The sequence below is a fragment of the Candidatus Parvarchaeota archaeon genome (assembly GCA_016866895.1).
Classification (GTDB): domain Archaea; phylum Micrarchaeota; class Micrarchaeia; order Anstonellales; family VGKX01; genus VGKX01.
On sequence record VGKX01000006.1, the window covers coordinates 1 to 17,786 of the forward strand.

Consider the following 17,786-nt stretch of genomic DNA (forward strand, 5'->3'; position numbering starts at 1 on the left):
AGATATTGGTCCTGTAGTAGACGCATGGTTTTTTTTGAAGCGGGGAGGTGTAAATGTTAGAAGCTTTTTGCGCAATGCCCTGGACTTCTGCAATTCCCGGGGCAACTGCAACGGCTTTTGAGATGGGCGTATATTCAATGAATTTTTTGAGCCGATACTGCCCAAGGCCGTAAAAATAGGCTGCAATGCTACCCACTACAGCCCCGATGATGTACAAATCCGCGCCTCCAGAGCCCATGAAGAGGCTATGAACGGCAGTATTGAAAAAACATGCACTTTGCAGGAAAGAAAAACGCGCTTATACGAGTGTCATGATAACAATAATTAGGAGTTTTGCATTGGGTCCTTATGACAATAGGCACTTACGACGCTAGCCGGCCCTTCCGCCGCCATGACCGCCCCAGCCACCGTCGCCGCCAGGGCCAGGTTGGTTTGGTGAAGAGAATATGTTAAATAAGATAAAAATGCCTATAATTACACCTGCAACAGTAAAAACAGCCTTCACAGCTAGTCCCGGTAGGTCTTTGAGGAATTTCTCCCAGGTGTAATAAGGATCTTCCATCATTTTTATCAGAACTCTTAATGTCGGATCTGCATTATACCAGGAGGAATAATGATTTTCAAAGATTTTTGCACTAGATTCCTGGATTAAACACGTATTATTGTAGTGAAAATAACTGGAAGCGGCATGCCAAACAAAACTAATTAAGGCGTCTCCTTCCAGACCCGTAATGTCTTCCAGAATTGTGAATTTTCCTTTGCATATGCCAAGATAAAGATTGTCAAATATTTCATTATCGCGGCAGTTGAATTCTTTGCCATAATAGTCTTTTAAGTATGCCTTCAATTTTGGAATTGCCCAAACCTCATAGTCTGATGGGGCATAACCAGAACTCTGGAAAACTGCCTTTTGAACCTTAAATTGTGGAGATGCAGATTTTGAAAATAAGAAGAGCGGTTTTGATTTAGCTCGAACAGTTTCAACAAGAATGTTTTCAGCTTTTGGGGTCAGGCAAGCAAAAAACTGGTTCTGGGAAAAAGAAAGGGGTGACAGAGTCAAGAATGTGATTAATGCAATACGCTTGAATATGAAACCTGACTCTCTGGCAGTCGAATTTTTTTGCACAGTTCTACTTAGGACTTGTTGATTTGACATTGCCCCACGTGAGGAAAATGTGCTACCAAAATATATAAACATCACTTAAACTGCAATTCCGAGCCTGAGTGCAAATTTCAATCCATATGCGTCTGCAATCCGTGCTTCAAGCCCTCTGAAAGCTTGGAGAGGCGCTTTAGCATTACCTTTTTCTCGGCAGAGGCAACAATGCGCTTTGTGGTTTCAACCGCATCAGGGTTGACAGACATTGAGGTTATGCCAAACTCGACCAGTTTTTCCGCAAAATCCGGATAGACGGATGGGGCTTGGCCGCAAAGAGAGCAGGTCACCCCGTGCTCATTGCATGATTTTACCACTGCTTCGATTGCCTTTAGCACTGCATGGTTGCGCTCGTCAAAGCCTTCGGCAAGAGTCGAGTTGTCCCTGTCAATTCCAAGTATGAGCTGTGTCAGGTCGTTTGAGCCAATGGACACTCCATCAATTCCCTCCTTGCAAAAATCATCTATAAGGAACACAGTGGACGGAACTTCCACCATTATCCAAAGCTTGAAGTCGCGGGTCCGGTGGATTTGCACCTCGCGAAGCATGTCGCGGATTGCCCGCAGCTCGCCTATGCGGCGCACGAACGGAAGCATCAGCCACAGATTTTTCAGGCCAAACTCGTCGCGCACTTTTTTCATTGCCATCAGCTCCATTTTGAAGACTTCAGGCTCTGAAATGTAGCGCGCGCAGCCCCTGTAGCCCATCATTGGATTTGCCTCAACCGGCTCGTACTGCTCCCCGCCCTTCAGGTTCTTGTATTCGTTTGTCTTGAAGTCGTTTGCCCTGTAGACTACCGGCCGAGGGTAGAAGGAAGTGGCAAAAGTGCGTAGCTTTTCGGCAAGCTTGTCAATGAATTCCTGCTGCCTGCCTTCGGCTATTATCTTCTTTGGGTGCTCGCCAATGTCAGCCATCATGAATTCTGCCCTGAGAAGCCCGACTCCGTCGCAGGGAAGCTTGGAGGTTTTTTCTGCAAAATCAACCTCTGCCAAATTTACATAGATTTTTGTTCCTGTAATTGGTGCTTGCCCAAAAGCTACTTGGGCCTGAGAGCCTGACTGGGCCCCAGATGCCTGGGAGGGTCCGCCATCACCTGGCTGGCCGGCACTTGCAGCCATGCCTTGGACATCCCCTTCATAGACAATGCCCCGTGCCGCATCAACTGTTATGAACTGGCCTGGCTTGAGCGTGTCTGTTGCGCCTTTTGCCCCAACAATGCAGGGTATACCCATTTCGCGGCTGACAATTGCCGCATGGCAGGTGCGCCCGCCTGTGTTTGTGACAATGGCGGCTGCCTTTTTCATTGCAGGCACAAAGTCCGGCGTGGTCATGTCAGTGACAAGTATGTCGCCTTTTTCCATAAGGCCGATGTCCTTTGGCGAGGGAATTAGCTTGACTGGGCCTTTGGCAATTCCCGGGGATGCGCCAAGCCCCTTTATCAGTATTTTTGCCGCATCCATTGAAACTTGCATTGGGGCACCTCCTGCGCCTGAAGGCTTCTGAGCCTGGGAAAACTGGGCAATTGACTCAGGGGAAACCTCTGGTGGAAGCTGCATCTGGACTGAAGCCTGTGCTAGGTCTGTTGCGGCAGCTTGCCTGGCTTGCGCCTGGACTTGCTGCGGCATGGCGGTTTGCTGCGCCTGGCTCACGGGATTTGGCTTTTTCAGGGTTGTGATTGGCCTGCTTTGGGTTATGTAGAGCCTTCCGCCTGCAAAAGCCCACTCCATGTCCTGCGGCTTTCCATAATGGTTTTCTATGTCAACTCCGGTTTTTGCAAGCTCGAGGATTTCAGAGTCTGAAAGCTTTTGCTTTTCCTGAAGCTCGGCCTTGATTTTGGCAAGGACATTTTTATCGTTGAGCTTTACAATCATTGTTTCCTGCTTGAAGACCTCTTTTCTTGCAATGCGCATGTCGCGCTTTGAGATAATGTAGTTGTCAGGTGTGACTGAGCCTGACACGACCAGCTCCCCAATCCCAAATGCAGCCTCAATTGAAAGAAGGTTGTAGTCCTCGCTTACAGGGTCGACTGAAAACATCACGCCGGCCTTTTCCGACTGCACCATTTCCTGCACAACTGCGGCAAGACCCACCTTGAGGTGGTCAAACTTGTTTTCAGTCCTGTAGTATATGGAGCGCTGCTCAAACAGCGACGCCCAGCATTCCTTTACTGCCTGGACAACATGGTCTGCCTCCCGCACGTTCAAAAAAGTTGACTGCTGGCCTGCAAACGAAGCCTCTGGCAAATCCTCGGCTGTTGCAGAGGAGCGCACGGCAACATATGGCTCGTTTTTCATCTGCCTGTAAGCCTCCCTGATTTCCTCCTTTATCGCCGGGAGGATTTCGCCGCCAAGCACCCTAAGCTTTATTGTCTCGGATGCGTGGGCAAGCTTGCTTGAGTCATATGTGTCAAGCCTTTCGGTCTCCTCCCTGATGATTTTGTCAATGCCATTTGCCTTTATGTAGTCAAAATATGCGTTTGAAGTCACCACAAAGCCTGGGGGGATTGGAAAGCCTGCCTTAGTCATCTCGCCAAGGTTTGCCCCCTTGCCCCCGGCCGCAGCAAGGCTGGACCTGTCAAGCTCATAAAACCATTTGACATATTTCATAACATCACCCTGGCAAGCCAAATTATCGTGACCGTTTCTTATATTCAGTTTCTTAGTTTCCTAGTTTCCTATATTCAGTTACATAATGATTGGGCCGATAGCTAGTTTATATTGATTATTCTTGTGCAGTTTTCCCTCTTCCTGGCCGATTATCACGTCCCCGGTATTGCCTTTGCACCAAGCTCCTCCTTTGCGCTTATGAATTGGTCAAAAGTGCCTGAGGCAAAAACCTTTACCATGGCGCCGTCTTTTTCAAATTCCACGGTTGAGAGAATGCTGTTGAGCTGGGAGTTGGACCCCAAAAGTGAAGAAAGTTCCCTTATTTGCCCGACTGATGAGGATGCGTGGCTGTAGCCTCTGGCTGCAGCCGCCTCGTCTTCAAATTGGGCAAAACCAACGATAGTTATTTTATCTTCTCCCTTGTTTGGCTGCACTGCGCCCAAGGCAAAAAACTGCGAATTTGGGAACAGGTCGCCATCGGGGCTTGGCTTTGAGCCAAGGGCAAAAAATGAGCCCTTTTGCACTTTTGAAAAAACTGCCATGCGCGCAGAGCTGAAAAACGGCTTTGAGCCAAGATAGGTGTCAATAGTGTCCTTGACTGCCTGGGGCGAGCCTGCCACAACTGTCTTTGAGCCGAGGATTGCAAGGGCTGTTTGGGATTGCCCTTGGCCGAAAAAGTAAAGCTTGATGCCGCCGTAATCCGACTGCGAGTCTGAAAACATTGGCGGCAGGTTTTCATTAACCGAAAATGAGCCGTCAATTATGATTGCCCTGTAGGTTTTGTCAGAATTCTTGAAGACTGAGACTAGAGAGCTAATTTTTCTTCTGTCAATGCCTGTGGCAAGCCGAATTGGGGAAAGGGACTTTTCAAAAGACTGGCCACTGATATTTGCCGCAAACTGGTAAAGGCCCTGGCTTGAATCTGTTTTTTCCATGTCAAGGTACATGACAAGGTCCGCCTTGACTGAAGCAAGCTGGATTCCGCCAAGATTTGATATAGGTGCAGGTTTGGCAGGTTGGCCGTCATTTCCCGTGCAGCCAAAAAACAGAAAGGCCAATATTAGCGCTGCAAAAAGCAGTATGGAAAATTGAGTCTTGAAAATAGGGCGCGCCACGAAAAGGGATTTGCCGATAAACTATAAAAAGGTGAGCAGGCCAAGGGAATCAGAAAAGGGGATGTACAAATGAAAGACAATAACGGATACAAAGATGGGCTGTTTGTAGGCAGGTTCCAGCCAGTGCACAATGGCCATGTGAAGGCAATTAGGCATGCGCTTGGCAAGTGCAAGAGGCTCATAGTTCTTGTGGGAAGTTCGCAAAAATCCTACGAGCCGCAGGACCCTTTCACAGTGGGGCAGAGAATTGAGATGCTCCACCAGGCACTGACAGACGAAGGCGTGGGAAAAAATTGCATTATCCTGTCAGTTCCAGACATCCAGAACAACGCACTTTGGGTCAGCCACATTGAGTCGCTTGTGCCAAGCTTTGATATCGTGTTTTCAAACAACCCACTTGTAAAGCGGCTTTTCGAGGATGCAGGCTACAAGGTTGAAAGCAGCCACATGTTCGCACGGGAAACGCTTGAGGGCACAAGGATAAGAAGGCTCATGTTTGAAACCACGGGGGAAGAGTGGAGGCACTATGTTCCAAAAGCAGTTGCAGAATTTGTCAAGCGCAACAACGCGATTTGGAAAATAAAATCGATAATGGGAACTGACAAGGCCTGAAAAAAGGCGCTGGGCTGATTTTGGTAGTTCAATGGAAACAAAAAAAACATTTTCGGCAGGCGGCGTGGTGCTTGACTGGCAAGGGCGTGTGCTTGTAGTAAGCCAGCATGGGACCTCCTGGTCGCTTCCAAAGGGGCATATTGACCCTGGAGAGAGTGAACTGTCTGCTGCAAAGCGCGAGATTGAGGAGGAGTCTGGCATAAAGCAGCAAGCACTTGAGCTTGTGCGGGAGCTTGGTACATATTCGCGCTACAAGATTGGCAGGCTTGGAGGGGAGGACAAGACAGAACTAAAGACGATAACAATGTTCCTATTCAGGCTGAAAAGGGAGGAAGGCGATAATGAAAGCAGGGTTCTCAGGCCAACCGACCCCGAAAATCCGGAAGCCCGCTTTGTTGAGAAAGATAAAGTGGCTGCATTTTTGACACACCCAAAGGACAGGGGGTTTTTTGAGAGCATCATGAGGGAAATCTGATTTTGCCAAAAGAATGGCAGTGTTGCAGCCTGGCAATTGGGCTGCTGATGTGTGGATAAGTATATAAATATGTGTAAATAAAGTATTGTATGCAAATAGCCGCTAAGGGGAATGGAACAGGTTGTGGCGGATCTGGAAATGGCGCCAATAACGTAATTTTCCTCATGCAGTTTGGCCCCCACAGGACTGCAGCTGATTTTGAGAAAACCGCCAAGCTGATTAATGAATTTAAACCGCACCTTTATTCGCCCGAAGCCGCCTACACGACAAAGCAGATCAGGGCAAGCGGCGGCTTTATGCGTATGGCTGCCGACATGAAAAAAGCCAGGCACAACCCAGGCCTAAAAAAAGCGATACTTGGGCAGTTGAGCAGGAATGCCGACCAAAGAACTGTTCAGTTTAACCTGGCGGAAACCGAGTTTCTGATTGATAACGGGCTTTCGATGTTCCCGCTTGAAGCTCATGAAAGGCCGTTTCACAAGGACAGCATGGCGAAATATGTCACTATGAAAAATAATGCCGTGCAGGCGCTTTACAATAAATCTTTGGAGGAGGCGGCAAAGTTGCAATTAAAGGCTGAATTTATCTTTGCCCAAAGTTTCCTGGAAAGGCATCGGGGCATAATTGCCAATATAAGCACATACCAAGAAGATGCAAAGTCAATAGCCCCGAAAATTGGAGGCCAGGAAACGCTAAGGGTCCTAGTCAGGTTTGGCACAATGCACAAAGGGATTTATCAAAAAGCACTAAGCCACTACTCCGGCATCCCGCAGATTCAGATTAAGCTTGACGCATCCGCCAATGCAGAAAGTCATAGCCCCCCTGAAACAATGCAGAAGATAATAATGGCCGGGCTTGGGGCAAGGCAAAACATAGACGATAAGTTGCGCCTGGATTTGCCCTTCCGCTCGCTTCTATATGACCTGATGCACAGCTTCAACAATATGGTCGCACCAGGACAAAGTGCACAGGAGAAGCAGGCTTTCGCCTACGCGATGCTTGAGCAGGTGAAAAAAATAATCAGCATGATGCCCCTTGAAAAAATAAAATCAGTGTTCATAGCGGCAGGGGGCAGGACTTCTGGCCAATCAATTGCACAATGGCTTGAGGGTATAAACATGCAGGTTTGGGATTGGGTTGGGAAAAATATTAAGGCGGAAAATTAGAGCGCCGCTGCAGGGGAGGGCTTGAAAAGCTGCCTTCTGCTTCTTACAGTAATGATATACTGATAATCATTTTCTGCTTGTGTGGCGGGCTAGGTGGCAGGATAATTAACTGCCTTCACGCTGTTTATCTGCAGTATCTGGTCTGAGACTGCCAGGGCGTCTATTGTCACAGGCAAAGTGAATAGCTGCGTGTTGGCAAGCACTGTGGCGTTTGTTGGCCCCTGGAAAATTTCATAGGCTTTGCCATCTGAGGCATTGAACTTTCCAGACAAGCCAACAAGAACCTTGTTTGTCGTTTCTACCTTAGCCCCGTTTATGCCTGCGGACTGCAGATAGTTGGTTAGCGCAACGATTGCCTCGCCCTGGTTTTGTGAGGACGTTTGATTTTCATCTGTCGCATTAGTGCCCGGCATTGTTGCGGCAAAGTTTGATTCCAAATCAAAAGTTACAATCGAATCTGGAAAAACTGGGCCAAGTGAGGAAAGCGAGTTTGAAGCCTGCTCCCTGTCTATAAACGAATCCTGGACGCTTGCAAAATCCGCAGAAATGGATGCAAGATATGAAAGGTTGGCTGATTGCAGCTGGGCGATTTGCTGTGCCGAGGCAGGCAGAGAAAATTCAATATATGATTTTGGAGAGTACTTGATGTTTTGTGCCCCAGTGTCTGAAAGATTTGCCTCAAGCTCGCTGCGCTTTACCCGCGTGCGCGATTCAAATGGAACCTTTGCAACCACACTTGAGCCTTGGGTTAGAAGGATTGGCAGTGTTGTCTCAAATACAACCCTTTGCGGCATGATTGAGACCTGCCCGAACCTTGCAAGCTGGTACTGCCCGGTTGTTGGAACAAGCTGCGCCTCTGCGCTAAAACTAAGCGGTATTGTATCCCCTTCCCTGAACCTTGGGGAGAACTGCTGGAAAATGCCAGATGGGATTACCTCATGGGCCTGGCCGTCTGAAGACTTGAGTGTGAGGGTGCCGGAAAACTCAATTTGCGCCTTGGCAAAGGTTGTGACATTAATCCCTGAAAATGCCCGTGACGCCTCCTGCAGCTTTGACGATGAAACAAGATTGATGAGCATTGATTTGTTGTCAGGAATTACGGCATAAGTGGCAATGCCCTGCCCTATAAGGGCATCTTTAATTTTTGCGGCTTTTTCAATGTCAGGGCCGGCCACATAAAGCACCGCGTCAAAAGAGGAAAGCGTCCCGTTTGCAATTATTGTGCCTGTAATAACCTGTGGCTTGCCTTCGCCGGGGGCTGGGGATGCCTGGCCCTGGTTGTTTTGGCTGGCGCTTCCCCCAAGAAAACCAAGGGCGATTGTCTCAAAAATAAAGGCGCCAATGACCAGGAAAACAAATATCTTAAGGCCGTTTTGTCTTAGTTGGTTTTTAATGTCCATAAACTTCACCCATGAATTTGAGTTGGATTAGGTATTCAACAGGGCTGCAAAAGACTGGATGGATGGCTGGTTTCTTCAATACATTTAAGAAATTGACATGCGCATAAAATAGCTGCTTTCCAGATAGCTTAATTGCTACAAATAGCAAGTCAGGGCATTAGTAATTGTGATTTCAGATTTATAAGCTTGGTGATATTGTATGGTTATAGCTCAGGAGCGAAATGGCAGTGGGAAGAATCCATCCAAGGGAAGTTTTGTCCGCATAAGCTACAGCGGCTATGCAGCTTCTTCAAACGCGATATTTGACACCACGTTTGAGGAGGATGCAAGGGCCAGCGGAGTGTTTGACCCCAACGGAAAGTACGGGCCAGCCCTTGCGGTCTTTGGAAACGGGCATCTGATGGCTGGAGTGGAAAGGCAGCTTGCCACAATGAAGGAGGGGGAAATGAGGGAATTTGAGCTTGAGCCCACAGATGCCTTTGGCGTCAAGTCGCAGCAGCTAGTCAGGATTGTCCCGCTTTCCACGTTCAAAAAAAACAACGTGATGCCGCAGCCAGGGCAGACACTTGAGATTGATGGGAGGCTTGCACTTGTCAAAAGCGTTACTTCCGGAAGAGTGCTTGTTGATTTCAACCACCCGCTTGCAGGAGAGAGGATAAGATACAAGCTTCGGCTTGACAAGGTTTTGTCAGCCCCGATTGAGAAGATTGCAGCACTCATGGAACTAAACAACATCAGATGCGAGGCGGCTGTTGATGAAAAGAACGAAAAGAAGCTCACACTTGAGTTTTCCCAGCCTGAAAACATGCAGGAGTATGAGATGAAAAAGAGGCTTTTAATTGACGGGATAAAAAAATTCGTGCCCGAAATCGAGGAGATTGGCGTCAAGGAAAGTTTTAGCACAAAAAGTGCGGATTCCAAGCAGGCAGAGACAGAAAAGAAAAATTAATCAAATTATCAATAGCCCCAGCCAATCCTGATATTCGCCATGAGAGCCGACAAATGAGAAGTGCCTTCATCTTGAGTCCTCAAATGGCTTGCATGCAATCCCGCTCCCACTACATTCTCAATTTAGAAACTGATGCGCTCGACAGAAAGCAGGCTTGCCTGCGGAGCCAGGTTGCAAACCGACTCCTGGAAAGCCGACGTCTGGCCTTGCATGTATCCTGCTTTCTCGAATTCTAGGTATGTGGAGTCAGCTATCTTGGTTATCCTTGTTTTGTAGGAAGAAAGAAGTTTTGCAACCCTTCCAAGCTCCAAAAATGTCATCTTGTCAACCTGTATTTTCATTGCCATTCCAATCACCAGAAAAACTGGCAATTTTTAGGCTTTATAAAGGATGCAGGGAGTAGATTTCCAGTGAAGAGTGGCTGCTGCCAGAAAAATGTTCTTAATTCAGTTCTGATTTCAGAGAGCCGTTCCAATCATTGAATGGAACCGTGTTTTGTCCATAAAGAGAGATATTTGCGCACTAGGATTAATTAATAAGGCCAACCAGATAAGTTAGGTGATTGCAATTAGTGGAGATGGCGTTCTGGTGATGCTTTGCTTTGAGCCAAATCAGAAAGAAACGTCTTTTGTAGCAAATGCAATAAAAAGCCTAGAAGACAAAGGGCATAAATTCAATGGCCGGTTGATGTCATACAAATCTGGGCAGTTGGAGGAGAAATGCTCAGTAGAACAGGCGATAGAGGTTATATCAAGTGAAGGTGGCATTGCTGAGTTTGATAGCAAAGGAATGTGGTTTGAACTCCAGATAATGCCTAAAACTTTTGAAAAAAAGATTTGGGAAATACGACTTGTAGCTCTAAACAGTTTTTTTGATCCAAACCGCTCGCAAGGGCTGAATAAGAATGATCCAAAGGAAAAATGCATTGAGCGAAGCAATAATTTCATAGATATCGCAAAGACGGTTTGGAATGCACCTGGCATGATTCCTAATTATGGCATAGGCTGGCACTGGTATTCACGTTCAGAGGTTGTGCCTGATGATAAGATAATTGAGAGCATGGAGTATCCGAACAGCTGGTGGATAAATTTTTATGGTGAAAAGCTTGTGGATAAATTTGGTGCAGAAAGGCTCAAAATCTATGAAACCTCTAAAGGAAAGTGGCCGATGTATAGAGTAGAAAAACTCAGAAATGGCGTCCTGACTTTAAATGGACCTACTCCATTTGTGCCACTTTACCATGAGACACCAGTAAGGGAGTTGAATGAGATTATTGAAGCGTGGAAAATCGAAGAGATAGTAGAAAAATACATCGAGGATGCGTGCGAACAGCTAGTAAACAAAGGAACCATAAAAAAATATTGGGATGTGAGTTTCAACAGATTTTGGTACGAAAACATAAGGCCTTGGTACTGTTTAGCCTATTCGGATGGAAAAACAAATAGATACGCGGAGGCGCGAGTGCAAGTATTTGAATTCAAAGATATCGATGGTGATAAGATTAAGGCGGCTGCGATAAAACTTATACGCGAGCAGATAAAACGCAATGTGGATAGGCTAAAGCTATAAGCGCAGGCAGAATATGAATAAAGCTTCACAGATATTTTTAATTCTGCACGCTTAATACAATAGCGACCCGATTATGGAAGTAGAATCAAAAAAACCTAGTCTTGAAAGAAGGGATAGACAAAATCCACCAGGCACCAGTAAAGATTTGGACAACTCGATTTACGACGGGGTTGCTTTTTCAGTCAGCGCAGGCATCGGCGACAACTACATACCAGCGGCTGCCATACTAAATGGTGCCGGGGCGCTGCAAGTAGGGCTGCTTTCAGCCATTCCGCAGTTCATAGGCTCGCTTTTGCAGTTCCTTTCATTTCCACTCATGCGCAGGATTGGCAGCAGAAAGGCAATGGTGCTTGGCGGGGTGGCTTTGCAGTCAATTAGCTGGCTTGCAGTTGCCGCAACCATGTTTTACCCAGGGGAGCTTTCATTTTGGGTAATGCTTGGCGCGTTTTCACTTGGGGTTGGGATAAGCCTTATGGTAAACCCAGCCTGGGCCTCGTGGATTGCAGACTTGGTGCCGGAAAACCAGCGGCCTCATTTTTTTGCCTCAAGGAACAGGCTCATGAACCTTGCCTTGTTTGTTTCCACTTTTGCAGCAGGCATAATGCTTAGGGACTTGAGTGCAAGCCTAGGTGTCAGGATTGCCTTTGCACTTATTTTTCTTGCAGCATTTTTGGCAAGGGCTTTGACATATTATTTCCACAACAAGGTGAGTGAGCCGGAGTTTCGCCCAATGATGATGCACGAAGTGCACCTCAAGCACCTGTTTTTGCTGCCTGCATACAAAAAAGAGCTGACTTTCCTGATTTTCATCAGCCTGATGAATTTTGCCACCCAGGTTGCTTCCCCGTTTTTCACGCCATACATGCTGCAAAGCCTCGGCTTTGACCTTGCGGGAATTGGATTTGTAAGTGCGGTTGCAATAATTGTCAAGGTTGCAAGCCTGCCTTACTGGGGCTCCATGATTGACAGGTTTGGCAACAAGAAGGTGCTTGCAGTCTGTTCCGTTGGCGCCGCATTGGTCCCTGCAATTTGGCTTTTGTCAAGGGATTTTTACCACATCCTGATTTTCAACGCATTTTCCGGTTTTGTCTGGGCCGGCTTTGACCTTTGCGCATTCAACTATCTTCTCTCATCCGTGTCAAGGGAGCTGCGAGCCTCATATGTTTCTAAATACAACCTTTTCAACGGGTTTTTGTACACTGCAGGCAGCCTTGCAGGGGGAATTGCCATTTCAAGCATTGGGAACTCGCTGCTGTTTGGCTTTGCCGCGATTCCCGTAATTTTCATAGCCTCAACTGTGATGAGGCTTTCTGTGTCCCTTGCGCTTTTGCCCCGGATACCGGAAAAGGAGCTTCCAAGCACGCACACCGAGAGGCACCTGCTTCTCAAAGTGCTTGCCGTGTATCCTGCCCAAGGCGCCATAATGACTGTAATGCATGGCTGGAACATAACACACAGAGTCATTGACGCAGGCAAAAGCACCGGGATGAAATTCATCCACAACGTCGGCTCGCTGAAAAAATAGCGAATCGTGATTGTCGTATTTAATGGAAAATTATATTAAGGGAGCCCGCGCTATAATGTGAGTGAAAAGAGAATAGTGCGGTGTTTGCATGAGTTCACAAAAAATAGTGCCCATGAACAAGCAGGTCATATATAAAGCCCTTAATAATAAACCATTTTCAGCAAGCGCAAAGAGTCTTGAACAACAGCTTGAAGTTGGGGCTGTCATGCTTGAAAGGAATAACACCTTTAACAAAGCGTTTTTACCAGACCTTCTTCCCGCTTCAATACTTCCGCATGCAAGAATGGAACAGAGAACCGGAAATCTCGAGCTTGCAAAAACATATTATATATACAGTATAAGCAGCAACCCACTGCCGCCTTTAGGCTACAGCCCGATTTATTTTATGCAGGGGGTTGGCAGGGGAGAAAAGCTTGCCACACCTGATATTAAAGCCATTCACACAAGGCTTTCATGTGTTAAGCAGCTTGATGTTTCAGAGCTATATGCCCACAACCAGATAGCAAGGGCGTTCTCCACATTTTTGGAAAGGCTGCATTTTATTAATAAAACAGCAAATTCGGCAAAGCCAAAAATGACAATAAAACTTTCGCTTGTACAGTTAATTAGTAAATATGAAAGCGAAGGCAGGTTTTTCCTGGATGCAGTTGTTTCAGAATCTTTTGCAAGTTTGAAACTTGCGATTCTGATGAAACTTGATATTGAGGGCAACACTGACAATTTTAATGTGCTGCTTGCAAGTGCGGCAAAATCGTTCAAGCGAAAGGCACTTGCACTCGAAGAGCTCAAAAAGAGAGTAGGGGATAAAATAATTGATGAATTAAACTATGGCGAAGCGATAAAAACAGCAAGGGAAATTGAAAAGGTCTTAAATGAGCTAGCCAAAACTGTTTGATTAGAGAAGCTTCAGCTCGCCTGTGAACTTGTCAATCTCCTGCGCGTTCCAGGGGCCTGCCGCAAAGCAGGTTGCAGTGCCAGGGGCAAGCTGCGTCATGCCGGCATCCTGCACAAGGGCGCAGGGCACGGCCCTTTTCATTTTTTCATACAGGCCAAAAAATTCAGCCTCGTTTTCCACCTTGACGACTATTTTTTTCTGCCCGGCGTCCTCCCAGGCTTTTGCAGTCTTTTTGTCTTTTGACAAAACTTTTATGTAGCCAAGCACTGCTGCATGCCCAACCTGCCCAGCCAGTTTTCCCTTGCCCATCCCCAGGTCGTTTCTGACCACTATCACCTGCTTGAGTTCCATGTTAAATGCACCTATAATTATTGCCAAACCGGCGGTTGATTTGTATTGGATTGATTTGTATTATTTTGCATTATCACTGGAATATAGGCTTGGTAAGATTTTTATGCGTGTTCTGGCCAATTTTTGCTGATGAAAATCGAGATACGGGATGCGCTTGAGGTTGCAAGAAGCCTCAGCGAGGCGTGCCAAAGCGCCGCAGACTCGATACGGCAGCTTAACGGAAAGCTTGGGCTCGAAGGGCCAGAAAACGCAAGGCCCATTATTGAAAAAGTCGAGGAAAGCAGGGCTGATTTTTGCGTTGCGGCGGTTGACTCGGGGGTTGTGGCTGCAACATTGCGCTTTTTGGACATTGTCGCAATAAGGCCGGCAGGCGTTATTTTTGAGTATAGGGGCGGCCGGCTTTTTTCGCACAGGTACATCCCGTCAAAAACCCCCGGCTTTGTTGTAAAGGCAGACGGAGGCCTGGACTACGGTGAAGTTGCGGCAAGGAATTCCCTTTGCAGGCTGATTGAAGAGATGGGGCTGGCGCTAAGGATTGCAAAGGAGGAAAGCGCTGATGGGAAGGGCTGCTGCCAGCCCGGGATGATTTTGATTGACGGCTCGCTTGTTCCACTTGTTTCAGACAGGCCGGCAAAGGACTCAAGGATTGGGTACCTTTACGGCATGCTTGTGGAAAAATACAGGGAGCTATTCAGCGTTTGCAGGCAAAAAGGCATATGTCTTGTCGGGTTTTCAAAGGACTCGCGTGGCAGAAGGTTTGTGGAGGCAATCAGGAGCTCCGGAGTGCCGCTTCCGGTGCTTGACAGGATTGGGGACGTGCAGCTTTTTTCAAGCGTGCTTGGAGAGGCGCAGCGGACGGTTGCACTGCCTTATGCAGCCAATCCAAAAGAGCACCCCATACTTGAAGATTTTGGGGAGTTTGGCGACAAAATCAGGGTATATTACCAAAGGATATGGGAACATGCGCCTGTTTACAGGATTGAATATCTGGACTTTGCAGGCGCTCAGGCTTGCGGCAGCGAATTTCTGGACAGTATTGCAGCCAGGATTGCCTTCATGTGCAAGGCAGGAAAAAAATTCCCTTATCCGCCAGTTTTGATTGAGGCCGACATGGCTGCAGCGGCAGGAAAGGCCGAGGCAGGCATTCTTGAAATGGAAATTGGCAGGGCAACTGGGGCTGCAAAAAAAGTGCGCGACGAAAGGCCTTTTAGGTAAGCAGTGCATATTCAATAGGCAAGCCGTGAATCAGGCAAAAGCCGTGAATTGGGTTTTCAACATGGAAACTGAAGTGCCGATAGGGATTGTAGTTTCAAGCCCGCAGGGGCCAAACACCGGGTATTACCAGTTTCTTGTCAAGGGGACTGCAAGAAAAGGCCAGTTTGCAGGTGCGGATTGCGAAGGTGGCAAGCTAATCGGCATGGTTGTTGAAATCCATTGCGCAAACAAGTATTTTGAGAAGGCGGAGGGAGTAAGCGACTTTTCGCACTCTGCACTCATAACCGACTCCCTTCCTGTTGGGGAGTGGGAGTACAGGATTGCAACTGTCAGGGTGCTTGGGCTACTAAAGCAGGGGAAAATACATAGGCCTGAAACGCCGCTTTCCCCGGGCTGCCAGGTTTTTTGCCCGAAAAAAGAAGAGCTTGCAACTTTTTTGGGTCTTGAAGACGCGGGCCTTGTTCTGGGTCAGGTTGCAAATTCAGGCCTTGAGGCAAGGGTTGGGGCTGACAGGCTTCTTTCAAAGCACCTCTCGATACTTGCAATGTCTGGGGCCGGAAAATCGCATTTGGCATCTGTTCTTATAGAGGAGCTGCTTTCAAGAAAAGCCGAACACGGGAGGCTTGCCGTGGTTGTTTTTGACATACACGGGGAGTATGCAACTTTTTCAAGCGGCGATTTTGCAAGGCAGGCAAGGATTGTCCGTGGCAGCGAGATAAAAATCCCGCTTGGATTTGTTAGCGCCGGGATGATTCAAAGCTGGTACCCTGGCATTACGCAGGTTGCAATGCACACGCTTGAAGCCGCGCTTTATGAGACAAAAAAGGCAAAAGAAGGAGTGGAGCAGCTGATTGGAAGAGTGGAGAGGAGCGGGGCAAGGGATAACATAAAGTCCAGCCTGCTTCCCTGGCTTTACAAGTTAAGAAGGCTGGAATTGATAGGCGCCCAAGGCCAGCCCTCGATAAAGTCCATTGCAAGGCCCGGAAGGCTTTGCGTGTTTGACTTGTCTGGAATAGACTCGCAGAAAAAACGCCAGATAATAGTCCAATATTTTGCAACGCGGCTTTTCAAAAAAATCCGCTGCGGCCAGGTGGCGCCAACAGTAATGATGCTTGAAGAGGCGCACAACTTTGCGCCCGAGAAGGCAAGGAAGGGAAGCGCGGTTGCAAAGCAGATAGTTGAGAAGATAGCCAGGGAGGGCAGGAAGTTCGGCTTTTCACTTTGCCTGATTTCACAGCGGCCAGTCCACCTGTCGGTGACTGCCCTTTCGCAATGCAACTCTAGCATCATTCTGAGGATTGTCAACCCAAACGACTTGAAGAACATAGAAACTTCGTGCGAGGGCATTGACGAGCACATGCTTCGCGCAATAACAACACTGCGAACAGGGGATAGCATACTGTTGGGCGAGGCTGTCAACTACCCTGTTTTCCTCAAGGTAAGGCAGCGCAAGACAATGGTCGGCAGGGGAGGAGGGGTGCTGACGCACCTTGCAAGAAAATTTGAGGCCCAGGCTTTGAAGGACAGGAAAAGTGTTGAGGCATATATCTGAAGGATAGGTATAAGATTATTAGATTGGTGCATCCTAGAACCAGATTGGGCAGTTATCTTGCAATATGGCGGTGAAGATGGCATGATTCCAGAGCAGCACTACATTGAAACCGACTCGCTTGGCCGCGAGGTCGTATTTACAAGGCTTCGGTCCGCAAGGCCGCACGACTCAACGCATTTGCCCCGTGCAAAAAAGGTTGAGAAGTCGCAAAATCCTGCAAACTGTTTTTTTTGCCCTGGAAACGAGCATTTGACACCCCCGGAAATTGCAAGAGTTCCTGCTGGCGCAGCTGAAAGCGGCCACAGTCTAAGGCATGGCAAGAACAACTCAGGCTGGGCAATGCGCTGCTTTGAAAACAAATTCCCGGCGCTTAGGCCTTCATGGGCAAATGCCTACGGCTACCACGAAATTGTGGTTGAAACGCCAGACCACAGGAAAACCGTCTCGCAGCTAGATGATAAAAGTTGGGAGGATTATTATCGCCTTATGGCATCAAGGGTTGCTTGCCACCAGAAGGACAGGAGAATTAAATACTCCATTGTTTTCAAAAACGAGGGCGGCGCGGCAGGCGCATCACTTGAGCACACGCACTCGCAAATAGTCTCCATGGGCTTTGTGCCAAGCCAGGCAAGAAAGCACGCCGCTTTTGGCAAAAGCCTGATAAGGGGATGGGAGCGCGAAAAAAAGCTTGCGGTTTATTCAAATGCCGACTTTGTCGCCTTTTGCCCTCCAACTTCCCTGTTCCATTTGGAAACCTGGGTTGCCCCAAAAGCCGATTTGGGGGGCTTTGGCGAGTTTGTGGATGCGGACTTTGCACTGTTTGCCAATGCAGTGAAAACCGTGCTTTATAAGATTGACAGGGCCACGGATTTTGCCCCGTATAACATTGCCTACTTGCTCTCGCCAAGCCAAAGCGCCGACAAAAATGAGCGGGACGGATTTTTGATGGCGGCAAAAATCATGCCCAGGGTTTCCAACTGGGCTGGGTTTGAAATAGGTTGCGGCAGCGTTATGAACTCAATGCCACCTGGCGAGGCTGCTGCGATTATAAGAAGGCAGAAATTAAAGTAAGACAAATTGGCAAAATAATTGTTACTATATATTTTCTATATAGAAAATGTGCCTATCTGTATATATTTATTCATAGGGACAAGAGTATTTATACTTATTTTACGCGGGCATATAACGTGTTAATATGGG

General features: G+C 47.6%; 17 protein-coding genes. 10 read left to right on the forward strand and 7 right to left on the reverse strand.

Features of this window, described 5'->3' with window-relative positions; all coding sequences use genetic code 11:
• The 4 genes from FJZ26_00550 to FJZ26_00565 all read right to left on the reverse strand — a co-directional run.
• Window positions 1–238, reverse strand: a 238-nt coding sequence (locus FJZ26_00550; protein MBM3228898.1) for a hypothetical protein, incomplete at its 3' end; no start/stop codon positions are given.
• 132 nt (window positions 239–370) lie between these two features.
• Window positions 371–1,156: a hypothetical protein gene (locus tag FJZ26_00555; protein MBM3228899.1), complete on the reverse strand. Its 786-nt coding sequence runs from the start codon at window positions 1,154–1,156 to the stop codon at window positions 371–373.
• A gap of 77 nt (window positions 1,157–1,233) precedes the next feature.
• The gene (gene ppsA, locus FJZ26_00560) at window positions 1,234–3,762 is read right to left on the reverse strand and encodes a phosphoenolpyruvate synthase (protein ID MBM3228900.1); all 2,529 of its coding nucleotides are present in this window, start codon (window positions 3,760–3,762) and stop codon (window positions 1,234–1,236) included.
• A gap of 152 nt (window positions 3,763–3,914) precedes the next feature.
• Window positions 3,915–4,820: a hypothetical protein gene (locus FJZ26_00565; GenBank protein ID MBM3228901.1), complete on the reverse strand. Its 906-nt coding sequence runs from the start codon at window positions 4,818–4,820 to the stop codon at window positions 3,915–3,917.
• A gap of 126 nt (window positions 4,821–4,946) precedes the next feature.
• On the opposite strand from FJZ26_00565, the gene FJZ26_00570 reads away from it, so the two are divergent.
• The 3 genes from FJZ26_00570 (at window position 4,947) to FJZ26_00580 (ending at window position 7,130) form a co-directional block, all read left to right on the forward strand.
• Window positions 4,947–5,489: a nicotinamide-nucleotide adenylyltransferase gene (locus tag FJZ26_00570; protein MBM3228902.1), complete on the forward strand. Its 543-nt coding sequence runs from the start codon at window positions 4,947–4,949 to the stop codon at window positions 5,487–5,489.
• A 31-nt stretch (window positions 5,490–5,520) separates the two neighbouring features.
• On the forward strand, window positions 5,521–5,964 hold the full coding sequence (locus FJZ26_00575; GenBank protein ID MBM3228903.1) for an NUDIX domain-containing protein: 444 nt from the start codon (window positions 5,521–5,523) through the stop codon (window positions 5,962–5,964).
• 89 nt (window positions 5,965–6,053) lie between these two features.
• Complete coding sequence (locus tag FJZ26_00580; protein ID MBM3228904.1) at window positions 6,054–7,130, forward strand: hypothetical protein; 1,077 nt, start codon at window positions 6,054–6,056, stop codon at window positions 7,128–7,130.
• An 89-nt stretch (window positions 7,131–7,219) separates the two neighbouring features.
• On the opposite strand, the gene FJZ26_00585 is transcribed toward FJZ26_00580, so the two are convergent.
• On the reverse strand, window positions 7,220–8,530 hold the full coding sequence (locus FJZ26_00585; GenBank protein MBM3228905.1) for a hypothetical protein: 1,311 nt from the start codon (window positions 8,528–8,530) through the stop codon (window positions 7,220–7,222).
• A gap of 199 nt (window positions 8,531–8,729) precedes the next feature.
• On the opposite strand from FJZ26_00585, the gene FJZ26_00590 reads away from it, so the two are divergent.
• A complete protein-coding gene (locus FJZ26_00590) occupies window positions 8,730–9,479 on the forward strand; it encodes a peptidylprolyl isomerase (GenBank protein MBM3228906.1) in 750 nt (249 codons plus the stop codon).
• A 122-nt stretch (window positions 9,480–9,601) separates the two neighbouring features.
• On the opposite strand, the gene FJZ26_00595 is transcribed toward FJZ26_00590, so the two are convergent.
• Complete coding sequence (locus tag FJZ26_00595) at window positions 9,602–9,826, reverse strand: hypothetical protein (GenBank protein ID MBM3228907.1); 225 nt, start codon at window positions 9,824–9,826, stop codon at window positions 9,602–9,604.
• Between the two features lie 211 nt (window positions 9,827–10,037).
• On the opposite strand from FJZ26_00595, the gene FJZ26_00600 reads away from it, so the two are divergent.
• The 3 genes from FJZ26_00600 (at window position 10,038) to FJZ26_00610 (ending at window position 13,468) form a co-directional block, all read left to right on the forward strand.
• Window positions 10,038–11,048, forward strand: a complete 1,011-nt coding sequence (locus FJZ26_00600; GenBank protein MBM3228908.1) for a hypothetical protein — start codon at window positions 10,038–10,040, stop codon at window positions 11,046–11,048.
• Between the two features lie 73 nt (window positions 11,049–11,121).
• Window positions 11,122–12,573, forward strand: coding sequence for an MFS transporter (locus FJZ26_00605; protein MBM3228909.1), 1,452 nt, complete (start codon window positions 11,122–11,124; stop codon window positions 12,571–12,573).
• Window positions 12,574–12,661: 88 nt separating this feature from the next.
• Entirely contained in the window at window positions 12,662–13,468 is an 807-nt protein-coding gene (locus FJZ26_00610; GenBank protein MBM3228910.1) for a hypothetical protein, read from the forward strand.
• On the opposite strand, the gene FJZ26_00615 is transcribed toward FJZ26_00610, so the two are convergent.
• Window positions 13,469–13,819, reverse strand: a complete 351-nt coding sequence (locus tag FJZ26_00615; GenBank protein MBM3228911.1) for a peptidyl-tRNA hydrolase — start codon at window positions 13,817–13,819, stop codon at window positions 13,469–13,471.
• A 129-nt stretch (window positions 13,820–13,948) separates the two neighbouring features.
• On the opposite strand from FJZ26_00615, the gene FJZ26_00620 reads away from it, so the two are divergent.
• The 3 genes from FJZ26_00620 (at window position 13,949) to FJZ26_00630 (ending at window position 17,657) form a co-directional block, all read left to right on the forward strand.
• Window positions 13,949–15,034 (forward strand): DNA double-strand break repair nuclease NurA, encoded by a 1,086-nt coding sequence (locus FJZ26_00620; protein MBM3228912.1) that lies wholly within the window; start codon window positions 13,949–13,951, stop codon window positions 15,032–15,034.
• A 61-nt stretch (window positions 15,035–15,095) separates the two neighbouring features.
• Complete coding sequence (locus tag FJZ26_00625) at window positions 15,096–16,586, forward strand: ATP-binding protein (GenBank protein MBM3228913.1); 1,491 nt, start codon at window positions 15,096–15,098, stop codon at window positions 16,584–16,586.
• A gap of 81 nt (window positions 16,587–16,667) precedes the next feature.
• On the forward strand, window positions 16,668–17,657 hold the full coding sequence (locus FJZ26_00630) for a hypothetical protein (protein ID MBM3228914.1): 990 nt from the start codon (window positions 16,668–16,670) through the stop codon (window positions 17,655–17,657).
• Window positions 17,658–17,786 lie beyond the last annotated feature (129 nt).